11 protein-coding genes are annotated in these 13,899 nt (G+C 72.6%); 9 read left to right on the top strand and 2 right to left on the bottom strand.

Translation table 11 applies throughout. From position 1 onward, the window contains the following. Nucleotides 1-27 precede the first annotated feature (27 nt). The 7 genes from G5C51_RS16785 to G5C51_RS16815 all read left to right on the top strand — a co-directional run bounded on the left by G5C51_RS16785 (nt 28) and on the right by G5C51_RS16815 (nt 10,219). Nucleotides 28-849: an SAM-dependent methyltransferase gene (locus G5C51_RS16785; protein ID WP_165238069.1), complete on the top strand. Its 822-nt coding sequence runs from the start codon at nt 28-30 to the stop codon at nt 847-849. A gap of 101 nt (nt 850-950) precedes the next feature. Continuing rightward, nucleotides 951-2,033: a hypothetical protein gene (locus G5C51_RS16790; RefSeq protein ID WP_165238071.1), complete on the top strand. Its 1,083-nt coding sequence runs from the start codon at nt 951-953 to the stop codon at nt 2,031-2,033. A 2-nt stretch (nt 2,034-2,035) separates the two neighbouring features. Further along, a complete protein-coding gene (locus G5C51_RS16795; RefSeq protein ID WP_165238073.1) occupies nt 2,036-3,142 on the top strand; it encodes a beta propeller repeat protein in 1,107 nt (368 codons plus the stop codon). A 72-nt stretch (nt 3,143-3,214) separates the two neighbouring features. Next, entirely contained in the window at nt 3,215-4,114 is a 900-nt protein-coding gene (locus G5C51_RS16800) for an endonuclease/exonuclease/phosphatase family protein (RefSeq protein ID WP_165238075.1), read from the top strand. A 135-nt stretch (nt 4,115-4,249) separates the two neighbouring features. After that, a complete protein-coding gene (locus tag G5C51_RS16805) occupies nt 4,250-4,462 on the top strand; it encodes an acyl carrier protein (protein WP_165238077.1) in 213 nt (70 codons plus the stop codon). Continuing rightward, on the top strand, nt 4,452-5,963 hold the full coding sequence (locus G5C51_RS16810) for an AMP-binding protein (RefSeq protein ID WP_165238079.1): 1,512 nt from the start codon (nt 4,452-4,454) through the stop codon (nt 5,961-5,963). The genes G5C51_RS16805 and G5C51_RS16810 overlap by 11 nt, the downstream gene beginning before the upstream one ends. After that, a complete protein-coding gene (locus tag G5C51_RS16815) occupies nt 5,960-10,219 on the top strand; it encodes a non-ribosomal peptide synthetase (RefSeq protein ID WP_165238081.1) in 4,260 nt (1,419 codons plus the stop codon). The genes G5C51_RS16810 and G5C51_RS16815 overlap by 4 nt, the downstream gene beginning before the upstream one ends. Before the next feature lie 10 nt (nt 10,220-10,229). On the opposite strand, the gene cynS is transcribed toward G5C51_RS16815, so the two are convergent. Further along, nucleotides 10,230-10,682, bottom strand: a complete 453-nt coding sequence (cynS, locus tag G5C51_RS16820; RefSeq protein WP_165238083.1) for a cyanase — start codon at nt 10,680-10,682, stop codon at nt 10,230-10,232. A gap of 228 nt (nt 10,683-10,910) precedes the next feature. Between cynS and G5C51_RS16825 the strand changes: the two genes are divergently transcribed. Together G5C51_RS16825 and G5C51_RS16830 are read left to right on the top strand one after the other, a co-directional pair. Next, nucleotides 10,911-11,768, top strand: a complete 858-nt coding sequence (locus G5C51_RS16825) for a formate/nitrite transporter family protein (protein ID WP_165238084.1) — start codon at nt 10,911-10,913, stop codon at nt 11,766-11,768. A 127-nt stretch (nt 11,769-11,895) separates the two neighbouring features. Then, the gene (locus G5C51_RS16830; protein ID WP_165238086.1) at nt 11,896-13,515 is read left to right on the top strand and encodes a DEAD/DEAH box helicase; all 1,620 of its coding nucleotides are present in this window, start codon (nt 11,896-11,898) and stop codon (nt 13,513-13,515) included. Between the two features lie 18 nt (nt 13,516-13,533). On the opposite strand, the gene G5C51_RS16835 is transcribed toward G5C51_RS16830, so the two are convergent. Then, nucleotides 13,534-13,731: an SGM_3592 family protein gene (locus G5C51_RS16835; RefSeq protein WP_165238088.1), complete on the bottom strand. Its 198-nt coding sequence runs from the start codon at nt 13,729-13,731 to the stop codon at nt 13,534-13,536. Nucleotides 13,732-13,899 lie beyond the last annotated feature (168 nt).

Here is a 13,899-nt window from a genome sequence, read left to right on the forward strand (position 1 = left end):
CGGCAGAGTTGAGGGCGTGAGAGCTGGATGACGGACAGACCGGACGACACGGGGCACGTAGATCTCCGGGTGGATGTGCCGCACTCCGCGCGGGTGTACGACTACCTCCTCGGCGGCAAGGACAACTACGCCGCCGACCGCGCCGCGGGTGACGCCTCGGCCGCCGCCTGGCCGAGCCTGCCGACCTCGATGAAGCAGACCCGGATCTTCATGCACCGGGTGACGCGCACCCTCGCCGCGCAGTACGGAATGCGCCAGTTCCTCGACATCGGCACCGGCATCCCGACCCCGCCGAACCTGCACGAGGTCGCCCAGGAGGTCGCCCCCGAATCGCGGGTGGTCTACGTCGACAACGACCCCATCGTGCTCGCCCACGCCCGCGCGCTGCTGCAGAGCAGCCCCGAGGGCAGGACCGGCTACATCCAGGCGGACATGCGCGACCCCGAGGCGATCCTGAACGACCCGAAGCTGCACAAGGTCCTCGACCTCAAGCAGCCGGTGGTGCTCTCGGTCATCGCCGTCGTCCACTTCATCCTCGACAAGGACGACCCGCAGGGCCTCGTCGCGCGCCTGCTGCGCGAGCTGGCGCCGGGCAGCTTCCTGGCGCTCACCGTCTTCACCGGGGACACCGACCCGGAGCGGGTCGCCGGGGTGGGCCGGGAGTACAACGAGCGCGGCATCCCGCTGCAGATCCGCGACCGGGCGGAGGCCGAGCGGTTCTTCGCCGGCCTCGAGCTGATCGAGCCGGGCGTCAGCCTGGTGCACCACTGGCGGCCGGACGGGATGAGCGAGCAGGTGCCCGACTCGCACATCGCGATGTACGGCGGCGTGGCCCGTAAAAATGCCTGACGCTACGTCAGATTCGCGACACAACTGATGCAGCGTATGACGTATGTTCATGCCGGGTGCATGCCAATAGGCTGAGCGACCTTCGCGGCCTGGGGGGTCTCGTGAACGGTCTCCGTGCGCTCGTCGTCAGCCTAGTGATCGCGTGTACGGCGGTGGTGTGCCCGGCCGCGCAGCCGGCCACCGCCGCCGTGGCGCCGAGCTGGTCCGCGCTGCCGGTCCCGCCGGCGGCACCGGACGCGTGGGTGAGCGATCTCGCCGCCCGCGGGGCGGGGGAGGCGTGGGCGACCGGGTCCGAGCCGACCGCCGAGGGGCGGCGGCCGCTCCTGTACCGCGGGGACGGCGCGGCGTGGAGCCGGGACACCACCTTCCCCGGCGCCGACGGGCGCGGCTATCTCGGCACGGTGCAGTTCGTCGGCGACGAGGTGTGGATTCTCCGCGGCCTCGAAGGACCCGCGGAGATTCTGCGCCGGTCGGCGGGCGGATCGTGGAGCACCATCCCGGTGCCCCAAGAACTGTGGTGGTACCAGGGGTTCACCGCGGTGCCGGGCGCCGCCTGGGTGACCGGCGAGGACAGCACCGGGATGAAGCTGCTGCATTACGACGGTTCCGGCTGGACCGACCAGGCCGTCCCGGACGGGGTGCTGTCCCTGATGGGGATCACCGCCCGTACCGCCACTGACGCCTGGGCCTGGGCGAACAGCGCCACCGGCGGCGGGGACATCGTCCTGCACTGGAACGGCAAGGCGTGGCGCGACGCGAAGGTGCCGCTGCCGCCGAGCAGCAGCGTGCACCAGATGCTCCTCGAACCGGGCGGCCGGGTCACCATCAGCGGCCGGCACTCCCTGGGCGACGGGGCCGGGTACCGCACGTTTGTGATGACCGGGGACGGGCGCACCTGGCGCACCACCTACCCCGTGCTGCCGGACAACGCCTACACCGAGAACATGGCCCGCGGCCCGGACGGCGCGCTGTGGCTGCCGCTGATCAGCGACCGCGCCTTCCAGTCCAAGTACGCGCGGATCGACGGCCGCCGCGTCTCGTATTCCTACGGCCCCGAGCGCACGAACGCGATCGAGGTGAGCCCGGATGTGCTGGCGCGGGCCGGATCCTCGCTGCTGTCCTTCGGAACCGTCGAGATCTACGGCTCGAAGCCGAATCTGATGAGCGAGCGGCTGGGAGGCTGACCATGGTGCGCCGATTCTGCGTCGCGGCCCTCGCCGCCGCCACGACCCTCGTGACCCTCATGGCCTCGGCCGTGGCGGACACCCAGTCCTGGGAACACGTTCCGGTCCCGTCCTCGGTGCGCCCGCAGGCCGGGCTGAACGAGGCCGTGGCGCTCGGCCCCGACCGGGCGTGGGCGGTGGGCACCGACGCCGTCGGCCGCTCGGCGCCCGGCTTCCCGCTGGTGCTGCGCTGGGACGGCACAGCGTGGCAGCGCCAGGGCCTGCCCGGGACCGGCTGGCAGGGCGAGCTGCTGTCCGTCGCCGCCGCTTCACCGAGCTCCGTCTGGGCCGTCGGCCGCGACACGGCGGGCGCCACCCGGCTGCTCCGCCACGACGGGACCGCCTGGTCGGAGAGCCGGGCGCCGCGCGGCGTCGCGCTGACCAAGGTCGTCGCCGGCGGCGGGGAGACCTGGCTGATCGGCACGCGCGACGGCGCGCAGGCCCTGCTGCGCAGGGACGGGCGCGGCTGGCAGGATGTGCCGGCGCCACCGGGAGCCGTGTACGGGCTGCACATCCTGGCCGCCGACGACGTGTGGGCCGCGGGCGAGTACAACGGCGCCGCCGTGTCCCATTGGAACGGCAAGGAGTGGCAGCAGACGCTCGTGGACGGGTTCCCGCGCTCGGCCGTGGGCAGCGTGCTGGCGGTCTCGCCGACCGAGGTGTGGGCGGGCGGCACGGCCGGATTCGTCGGCGGTCCGGTGGGGCGGCCGATTCCGCCGCTGCTGGCCCGCTGGGACGGGCAGGCGTGGAGCAAGGTGACCATGCCGACCGACTTCGGCGGTGTCACCGCACTGACGCCCACCACGTCAGGAGAACTGGGCTGGGTCGCCGTGGCCCGCTCGCAGAAGTGGGGCCCGCCGGGCAGCTACCCGCCGCTCGTCCCCGGACCTGACTTCCTCGCCTGGAACGGCCAGACCTTCACCGAGCACAGCGAACCGGCGGTGGCAGGCGAGGGCGACTCCCAGACGCTGCGGCTGGCGCCGGTGCCGGGCACGTCGACCGTGTGGTCGGTCGGCCGCGCGGCCGGCCCCGAGGGCACCTTCGCGCCGCGCATTCTTCGCTTCGGCTGAACAGATTGCAATCGAGAACCGTACGAGAGGGGGAGTGTGCCTGGAACCAGCCGATAGAGAAGGGAAATGGGCATGATTCGGGGGAAACGCAACACGGGCGCCGCGTCCCTGCTCGCACTGGCGGCGGTGGTGCCGGCCGCGATCCTGCTGCCGCAGAGCGGGCAGCAGGAGGCCGAGGGAACGGCGGACCGGCCGGCCCGCGCCGACGTGGGTGACGGCGTCCGGGCGGCGGCGGGTAAAGCGCCACAACGCGCTGCATTCGCAAACCGCGTGGCCACGTTCAACGTCTGCAACCCGTGCGACCAGCTGACGAAGGCCGAGGTCATAGCCGCCGAGATCGCGACATACCGCCCGCAGGTCATCGGCCTCCAGGAGATCTGCGTACGGCAGTCCGCCCGGGTGCGCGACATCCTGCGCAGCGGGTACGGCCTGCGCTACCACCTCCAGCACGGCAGCGTGGTCGAGCACCTCGGCCGCTGCGGCGGCACCCCGTGGGACCCGGGGAACTTCGGCAACGCGGTGCTCTCCGCCGCGCCGATTTCCAGCCCGGTGGTGCAGAAGTATCCTCGCGGCGGCAGCGAGCCCCGCGGCTACGTCGCCGTCACCACCAGCGTCGCCGGCCGCCAGGTCCGCGTCTTCACCACCCACCTCGCCGAGGCCGCACAGGCCGCGGTCCGCGCCGAACAGGTCCGCTTCCTGGCCGACCGGGCCCGCCAACACCCGGGCGCCATCGTGCTCGGCGACCTCAACGCCACCCCGGACGCGCCGGAGCTGACGCCGCTGTGGAACGGCTTCCGCGACGCCGACCCGGCCTGCGAGCCGCCCGGGAGCGGCGGATGCCAGGCCACCCATCCCGGGGTCCGGAAGAAGTTCGACTACGTCTTCCTCGACCGCGGGCGCTACACCCCGCGCGGCGTGGGCGTCCACGACACTTACTCCGACCACAGCCTGGTCCACGCCGACCTGAGCTGACGTCGAGAGCCGGATATCCGGACCCCGTTCGAACGGGCTGAGCCCATGGCCGAGGATGAGAGGGACTCATGGGACGGGCGTGGCACCTGCCGCGCCCGTCCCCGCCGCCGCCCATTCGCCGAAGGAGCCCAGCCGATGATCGAGGACATTGTCTCCGCCGTGGTCGGCAGACCCGTAGCCGCCGAGGACAATTTCTACGATCTCGGCGGCACCTCGCTGCAGGCCATCCGGATCTGCACCCGCATCCGGAAGGAGGCGGGGGTGCGGATATCCCCGGAGGCGTTGTTCAACAGCGAGAACATCGGCGAGTTCGCGGCCGCCGTCGCGGAACTGCGGCATGCGTCCTGACGCGGCGGCGGTGCCCCGCCTGATCCACCACGCGGTGACGCGCCAGGCCCGGCTGCACCCGGACAGCTGCGCCGTGATCGACGGCCCGCTGCGGGTGTCGTACGACACCCTTGACCGCGCCGCCGACGCCTACGCCGCCGACCTGGCCGCCGCCGGGGTCAGGGCCGGTGACCTGGTGCCGGTGGCGCTGCCGCGCGGCGCCCGCCTGATCGTCGCGCTGCTCGCCGTGCTCAAGTGCGGCGCCGGCTATGCCACCCTGGACGTCGCCCGGCCCGCCGGACAGCTGCGCCGCAGCGTCGAGCAGCTCGGCGCCCGCGTGGGCATCGGCCGGCCGCTGGCCGAGCACGCCGCCGCCGTATGGTGCCCGCCCGAGGAGCCCTTGGCCGAGACGGCCGCGGGCGCCTCGCAGCCGATCGAAGCCGACGTCGACGAACACGCCGTCGCCGCCGTGTTCTTCACCTCCGGCACCACCGGCGCCCCCAAGGCGGTGGCTTCCCCGCATCGCGCCGCCATGCGGCTGTTCGTCCCCGCCCCGCTGCCTGGTTACGGGCCGGGCCGCACCATGGTCCAGGCGGCCCCGGTCGGCTGGGACGCCTTCACCCTGGAGGTGTGGGGGCCGCTGATCACCGGCGGCACCTGCGCCATCGCCGGCGGAGGCGGCCTGCTGCCGGATGAGCTGCGCGAGCTGATCGATGAGGCGGGGGCGCGCACCCTGTGGCTCACGTCGGCGCTGTTCAACCTGTTCGTGGATGAGGACCTCGACGCATTCACCGGCCTGGAGACCGTCTACACCGGCGGCGAGGTGCTCTCGCCCGGCCACGTGCGCAGCTTCCTCGACCGGCACCCCGGCATCGCGCTCTTCAACGGCTACGGACCGGTGGAGAGCTGCGGCTTCGCCACCACCCACCGCATCCGCCCGGCCGACTGCGACAACCCGGCCGGCATCCCCATCGGCAGCCCGGTGCCGGGCACCGGGGTCCATCTGGCCGACGGCGAGATCTACTTGACCGGCGCCGGGCTGGCCACCGGCTATCTGAACAACCCGGCCGAGAACGCGGCCCGGTTCACTACCCTGGCCACCGCCGCAGGAGCCGAGCGCGCCTACCGTACGGGAGATCGCGCCGAGGTCGACGCCGACGGCGTCTGGCACTTCCGCGGCCGCACCGACCGCCAGGTGAAGATAGCCGGCCACCGGGTGGAGCCGGCCGGCATCGAGGCGGTCGCCCGCACCGCCCCCGGCGTACGGCACTGCGCCGCGGTGCCGGTCCCGGGCCCGGGCGGGGCCCCTGATCGTCTCGCGCTGTTCTACACCGCCGCCGCCACCGCCGCCGAAAGCACGCCGGCCGCGCTGCGCGGGCACCTGCAGCAGCAGCTGCCCCGCCCCTGGGTGCCGGCCGTGCTGCATCCACTGCCCGCACTGCCGACGACGGCCAACGGCAAGGTCGACCACGCGGCACTGCTCGCCCTTCTCCGCGCAACCCCGGCCAGGAGCACGTCGTGAACCACCCCATGTCGTACGAGCAGGAATCGATCTGGCTCAACGACCAGCTGCAGGACGGCGCCTCGCGCTACGTCGAGTCCTGGAACCACTGGCTGTCAGGACCCGTCGACCACCTGGCCGTCGAGGAGGCGCTGACCGGCATCGTGGCCCGGCACGCCACGCTGCGCAGCCGCCTGGCGATGGCCGACGGCGAGCCGGTGCAGCAGGTGCTGCCGCCGATGCCGGTCCGCGTGGACAAGCAGTCCGTGACCGCCGACGAGCTCGACGCCGCCCTCCGCGAGGCCGTCGGCCGGCCGCTGCCGCTCAACGAACCGCCGCTGCTCCAGGCCACCTTGCTGCACACCGGACCCGCCGAGGCCGTCCTGGTCGTACGGCTGCACCACGCCGTGGTCGACGGCTGGTGCTTCCGCCTGCTCGACCTGGAATTCAGCGAGCGCTACCGGGCCGCGGTGGCAGGCCGCCCGCCCCAACTGCCTGAGCTGCCGACGACCTTCACCGGCTACGCCGCCGCCCAGCGCCGCCGCCCTGCGGCCGAGCTGGAGGAGCTGCTCGCCCACTGGCGCGAGGTGCTGGACGGTGCGCCACGCGAGTCCGCCATCCCCGCGCCGCGTCCGCGCCCGGAGGCGCTCAGCCATCGCGGCGGCCAGACCCGCTTTCGCATCAGCGCACAGCTCGCCGAACAGGCCCGGCGGCTGGCCCGCGACCTGCGCACCACCCCGTTCAGCGTGTTCGCCACCGCACTCAGCGGTCTCGTCGCCCGCTGGTCCGGGCAGGACGACGTGGTCATCGGCACCCCCATCTCGCGCCGCGATGAGCCCGAGCTCGAGCCCGTGATCGCCTGCCTCACCGACGTCCTGCCGCTACGGCATCAACTGCCGCCCGCCGCGCCCTTCGCCGAGCACGTCACCGCCACCCAGCAGAGTCTGTGGGAGGCCATCGCCTGCCGCGACATACCCTTCGGCCACCTGGTCAATGAGCTCGATACGGACCGCACGCTGGCCCGCTTCCCGCTGTTCCAGATCGTGTTGACCGTCGACGACGCCGCCGCGCCCGGCCTGGACCTGCCCGGCATCGAGGCCGAGCGGCTGCATCTGCACAACGGCACCGCCAAGTTCGACCTGTTCCTCCACCTCGTCCCCGACGGCGACGGCGGCTATCTCGGGCTGCTGGAGTACGCCACCGACCTGTACGAGGCCGCCGACGCGGACCGTATCGCCACCGGCTTCACCACCCTGCTCGCCGATGCCGTCGCCCACCCGCGGTGGCCGCTCAGCGACCTGGAGACCGTGTCCGAGGCGGACCGGCGGCTGGTACGTGGCTGGGCGCGCGGCCCGGACCACGCCGCTGAACCGCCGCTGGTGCACCAGGCCGTCACCCGCCGGGCGCGCAGCACCCCCGACACCATCGCCGTCACCGATGGCACCCGGGCGATGACGTATCAGGAGCTGGACACCGCCTCCGACGCCCTTGCCGCCCATCTGGCCGCGACCGGGATACGGCCCGGCGACCGGGTCGCGGTGAGCGTGACCCGCTCGCCCGAGATGCCCGTCGCCGTACTCGCCGTGGCCAAGGCCGGCGGCTGCGTGGTGCCGATCGACCCCGGCTACCCGGCCGCCCGCGCCGACTTCATGCTCGCCGACAGCGATGCCTCCATGGTGCTCACGCACAGCGGCCTGGCCGACCGCTTCGCCGCCTCGGACGCGGTCACGGTGGTGGCTCTCGACGAGCTGCCCCCGCCGCCCGCAGGCGACTTCACCCCGCCGGAGACGGCCGGCGACGACCTGCTGTACCTGATCTACACCTCGGGCTCCACCGGCACCCCCAAGGGCGTGCCGATGCCGCACCGTTCCCTGGCCTCGCTGACGGCCTGGCAGCAGCAACGCTCCGGCGCCGCCCGCACGTTGCAGTTCGCGCCGCTCAGCTTCGACGTCGCCTTCCAGGAGCTGTTCGCCACCCTCGCCGCCGGCGGCACCCTCGTGCTGGCAGGGGAGGAGGAGCGCAGGGACCCCGAGCGGCTGCTGGACCTGCTGACCAGCCAGCGTGTGGAGCGGCTGTTCCTGCCGTTCGTCGCCCTGCAGCAGCTCGCCGAGTACGCGACCGCCGCCCGAAAGACCTGCCCCGTGCCGGAGGTGATCACCGCGGGCGAGCAGCTGCACATCACCCCTGCCATCCGCGCCTTCTTCGCCGGTACTGGCGCGGTGCTCGAGAACCAGTACGGCCCGTCGGAGACCCACGTGGTCACCGCCCACCGGCTGACCGGCGACCCGGCCACCTGGCCCGAACGGCCGCCGATCGGCCGCGTCGTCGACGGCGCCCGCGTGTACGTACTCGACCGCCATCTGAACCCGATGCCGCCCGGCCTCCCCGGCGAGATCTGCATCGCCGGCGGGGTCGTCGCCGAGGGCTACCACCGCCGGCCCGAGAAGAGCGCGCACAAGTTCCGCGGCATCACCGGCCCGTACCGAAACCGGCTCTACCGCAGCGGCGACCTGGGCCGCTTCCTGCCCGACGGCACGCTCGAATTCCTCGGCCGGGCCGACAGCCAGGTGAAGATCCGCGGTTTCCGGGTGGAGCCCGCCGAGACCGAGGCGGCACTGCGCCGCCTGCCCGGCATCGCCGACGCCGCCGTGGTCGCCGCCCCGGCACCCACCGGTGGCCTGCGGCTGGCCGGTCATTACGTAGGCGACCGGCTGGATCCGGCCGCGCTCCGCGACGCCCTCGCCGAACGGCTCCCGGAGCACCTGGTGCCGCAGGTGCTGGTGGCGCACGACCGCTTCCCGCTCACGCCCAGCGGCAAGCTGGATCGCAAGGCCCTCGCCGGGCATTCCGCGGGCAACGAGTCCTCGCCGTCCTCCATCGCGTGGACGCCGCAACAGCAGCCGGTGGTCGACGCTTGGCAGCTCGTCCTGGGCGCCGCGCCGGCCGCCCCGGAGGCCGACTTCTTCGCCGCCGGCGGCGATTCCCTGACCGCGGTACGGCTGGTCCTGGCGCTGAAGGACGCCACCGGCATCCGGCTGCCGATGAACGCCGTGTTCTCCGCCCCGACCGTCACCGGCCTGAGCGCCCGACTGGCCGTCACCACCTACGACGACGCTCCCACCCTCGCCACCGACGCCCAACTGCCAGCACACATCCAGCCCGCCGCGCAGGTCGCACCGATGCCCGCCGATCCGGGCCTTCTGCTGCTCACCGGCGCCACCGGCTTCCTCGGCGCCCACCTGCTGCAGCAGTTGCTCACCGGCACCCGGGCGACCGTGGCGTGCCTGGTGCGCGCCGCCACTGAACTGGAGGGCCACGACCGGATCGTCGCCGCCCTGCGCCGCTACGACCTGTGGCAGCCCTCGTGGGCCGGCAGGATCCGTGCCCTACCCGCGGACCTCGCCGCGCCCCGCCTCGGCCTCACCGATGAGCGTTTCCACCGCCTCGCGCAGGACGTCGACGCCGTCTACCACTGCGGCGCGGCGGTCAACCTCGCCCACGCGTACCCCCAGCTGAGGGCCGCCAACGTCACCGGCACCGCCGAGATCCTGCACCTCGCGGCCGCCCACCGCACCGTTCCGATGCACCACGTCTCCACGGTCGGCGTGCTGACGCCCACCCCGGGGATCACCCGAATCGGCCCCGACACCCCGCTGCCGCCCCCGGACGGACTCCAGCACGGCTACGCCCAGTCCAAGTGGGCCGCCGAAGCCTTGATCAACCAGGCCCGCGAACGCGGCCTGCCGGTCACCGTCTACCGGCCCACCCGCATCAGCGCCAACAGCACCACCGGCATCTGCCAGGAAGGCGACTTCTTCTGGCTGCTGCTGAAGAGCTGCGTCGAAGCCGGCATCGCCCCCACCGATGCCGGCCTCGCCTTCGACCTGGTCCCCGTCGACTACACGGCCGCCGCCATCGTCCGGCTGTCCACGCAGCAGGCCGCGGCCAACCGCACCTTCCACCTGGCCGGCGAGCGGCATCTGCACCTGCGGACCGCCGTCGACTGGCTACGGGCTCGCGGCCACCGCATCGAAGCCGGCCCCGCGGAGGCCTGGGCCGCCCGCATCGAGGAGCGGCAGCTGCCCACCGGTCTTGCGCTGCTCGCCACCTTCCGCACCGGAACCGACGCCGAAGGCACCCACCTCTACGACGCCGCCACCACCCGCGCCCTGCTGCCCGACCTGGACTGCCCGCCCTTCGACGCCGCCCAATTCCACGCCTGCGCGGATCACTTCACCGCCACCGGTTTCCTCCCCGCGGCGGACCCCGCCCGGTGAATCCGGGGATTCACCAGGTGCGATACGGCAGGAACTTGCCGTTCAAGGTGACCTTGACGCGGTCGCCGCGCGGGTCGTCCACGCGGTCGATGTCCATGGAGAAGTCGATGGCGGACATGATGCCCGACCCGAACTTCTCCTCGATGACAGCCTTGAGGGTCGTCCCGTAGACCTGGACGATCTCGTGGAAGCGGTAGATCAGCGGATCGGTGGGCACGGCGGCCGGCAGGCTGCCGCGGGCGGCGTCGCGGCTGAGGGCGGCGACCGTCGCCTCGTCCAGGGCCAGCGCCTTGCCGGCCGCGGCGGCCTGCTCGCTGCTCATGGTGTTCTGCCCGAGGAGTGCGGACGCGACCCACACCTCGTGCGCGCCCACCACCTGCGCGAGTTCCTCGAAGCTGAGCCCGGCCCGCTCCTTGGCGGCCAGGATGCGGCGGGTCGCCTCGGCTCGATCTATGTAGTCCATGCCGGTACGTGTATCGCCCGGATGTTGCACCGGGACACGGCCGGTGTTGCGCGCGGATGACCACGCGGCTCCTCCCAGCCGGCCGACGGCGGCGGTGAGGCTTTCGAGTCGGCGCGCTAACAAGGTCGTCACTGCCCGGACACCTTCTGCCCGCACCCTCGTGCCTTGGCCCGGCACCGTCGTGCTGCCACCCGTACCCCCGCGCAGCCCCTGCTCGAGGAGCTCTTCGTGTCCTATCTCAGCCCGCCCGAGTTCGTCCGCAAGATGATCGACGCGGGCGAGTCCAAAGCCGCCATGTCGACGCGCGACACGGTCATCCGCGCCTACATGGCCGGCGCGATTCTCGCCCTGGCGGCCGCGTTCGCCGTCACCATCACCGTGCAGACCGGCAACGCGCTCGTCGGCGCGCTGCTGTTCCCCGTCGGCTTCTGCCTGCTCTACCTGCTCGGATTCGACCTGCTCACCGGGGTGTTCACCCTGGTGCCGCTGGCCTGGCTCGACCGCAGGCCCGGCGTCACCGTGCGGAGCGTGCTGCGCAATTGGGGCTGGGTCTTCGTCGGCAACTTCGCCGGCGCGCTGACGGTCGCCGCGATGATCTCCGCCATCGTCACCTTCGGCTTCTCCGTCGACCCCGACGAGGTCGGCCGCCGGCTGGGCGAGATCGGGGAGAGCCGGACGGTGGGCTACGCCGAGCACGGCGCGGCGGGCATGTTCACCCTTTTCCTGCGCGGCGTGCTGTGCAATTGGATGGTGTCGACCGGCGTCGTCGCCGCGATGATGTCCTCGTCCGTGTCCGGCAAGGTCATCGCGATGTGGATGCCCATCATCGTCTTCTTCTACATGGGCTTCGAGCACTCGGTCGTCAACATGTTCCTCTTCCCCTCCGGCCTGATGCTCGGCGGCGGCTTCTCCATCGGCGACTATCTGCTGTGGAACGAGATCCCCACCGTCGTCGGCAACCTCGTCGGCGGCCTCGCCTTCGTCGGGCTCACCCTGTACGCCACCCACGCCCGCACCGCGCCGGAACGCGGCGTCGAGGCGGACGAACCGACCGCGAAGCGGGCCGTACGGCTCGGTGGCCCGTAAGCCCTGACCTGTGCCGGAAGGGGTGCCGGGATGCCGGTGTGCAGGGCACCGCTTACCATGGCCACCGGTGGAAGGTCGCCTTCGACGTTGCGCCGTGGACTACCCGGCCCAGGAAGGCTTCCAGTACATGACCAGCACCGGCAGCGGGGGCCGTACTCCCCGCAAACGCCCCACGCGCTCCCGCGGATCGGCGCCGCGCAAGCGTGCCGCGAAGCCCTCGGGGCAGGGCGGGGGAGCGGCGCCGGCGAGCGGCGACTTCGCCGTTCCCGAGTCAACGCCCCCCGCGCTGCCGCCCGTCGAGAATTTCGCGGACCTCGGCCTGCCCGCCGCGCTGCTGAAGGCGCTCGCGGCGCAGAGCGTAACGGAGCCCTTCCCGATCCAGGCCGCGACACTGCCGAACGCGCTGGCCGGCCGCGATGTCCTGGGCCGCGGCCGGACCGGCTCCGGCAAGACGCTCGCCTTCGGGCTTGCGGTCCTCGCGCTCACCGCGGGGAAGCGGGCGGAGCCGCGGGCTCCGCTCGCGCTCGTGCTGGTCCCGACGCGCGAGCTGGCGCAGCAGGTGACCGACGCCCTCACGCCGTACGCGACCGCCGTGAACCTGAAGCTGACCACGGTCGTCGGCGGCCTGTCGATCACCAAGCAGGCATCCGCGCTGCGCCGCGGCGCCGAGGTGCTGGTGGCCACGCCGGGGCGGCTCGCCGACCTCATCGAGCGGGGCGACTGCCGACTGGGCGACGTCGGCATCACGGTGCTGGACGAGGCCGACCAGATGGCCGACATGGGCTTTCTGCCGCAGGTGACGAAGCTGCTCAAGCAGGTGCGTCCCGGCGGTCAGCGGCTGCTGTTCTCCGCCACCCTGGACCGCAATATCGACCGGCTGGTCAAGCAGTTCCTGACCGATCCGGTGACGCACTCGGTGGACCCGTCGGCCGCCAGTGTGACGACGATGGACCACCACGTGCTCTACGTGGCCGACCCCACCGACAAGCGCGCGGTGGCCACCCGGATCGCGGCCCGCGAGGGGCGGGTCATCCTCTTCCTGCACACGAAGCGCTCCGTGGACCGCTTCACCAAGCGGCTGCTGGCCAGCGGCGTACGGGCCGCGCCGCTGCACGGCGGCCGCTCCCAGCCGCAGCGCAACCGGACGCTCGACCAGTTCAAGAGCGGCCAGGTGACGGTGCTGGTCGCGACCAATGTCGCGGCCCGGGGCATTCACGTCGACGCCCTCGACCTGGTGGTGAACGTCGACCCGCCGAAGGACCACAAGGACTACCTCCACCGCGGCGGCCGCACCGCCCGGGCCGGCGAGTCCGGCAGCGTGGTCACGCTGGTGCTGCCGGAGGAGAAGCGCGACATGGCGCGGCTGATGTCGGACGCGGGCATTACGCCGCAGACGGCCCGGGTCACGTCGAGCGACCCGGAACTGGCCCGTATCACCGGAGCCCGGGAACCCTCCGGCGTGGCGGTCACGATGGAGCCGGCCCAGCCGCAGCCACAGCGAAAGCCGAAGGCGCGGGCGAAGCCCCAGTCGAAGCCTCAGTCGAAGCCTCAATCGAAGCCCAAGGCCAAACCGGCGGCAGCGGACAAATCAAAGCCGACCGGGAGCCCGCGCAAGAAGTCCCCCGCGTCCGCCCAGCCCCAGCGCCGCCGCACCAAAACAACCCAGTCCGACACCGCCGCCGGCGGCAACCGCACCCGCCAGCCCCGCAAGACCGACGGCGCCCGGCGGCCACGCCGGGCGGCCTGATCCTGACACTGCGGCCGGTCAGCGGCGCCGCCACCAGCGGCGAGGGCGGCTGAAGAACCACCCGGCGGGCGGCTCGTCCGCCCGCCACGGCTGCGGCTCGGGCGCCCGCCCCTGCCGCCGCCAGCGGGCGGCCAGCATGCGGCTCCGGGCGGACGGCTCGGTGACCGTCGCCGCCTGAATGAATTCGTCGTCGAGTACGGGATTGTCATCGCTCATGTGACGTGACACCTCCTGACCGTCTTAACGCATGAATTCCCCTTTTGCGTTCCCGTGCCGGAAAGTGAATCGGGCCGCATGTGTTGAATTCCCGTAAAGAGAAATGCTCAGCGCCCGGTATTGTCCTGCCGGCATTGCAGATAGAGGTGGGGCTCGGGGGTGGCGTCG

The organism is Streptomyces coryli (assembly GCF_011044975.1).
Classification (GTDB): Bacteria; Actinomycetota; Actinomycetes; order Streptomycetales; family Streptomycetaceae; genus Streptomyces; species Streptomyces coryli.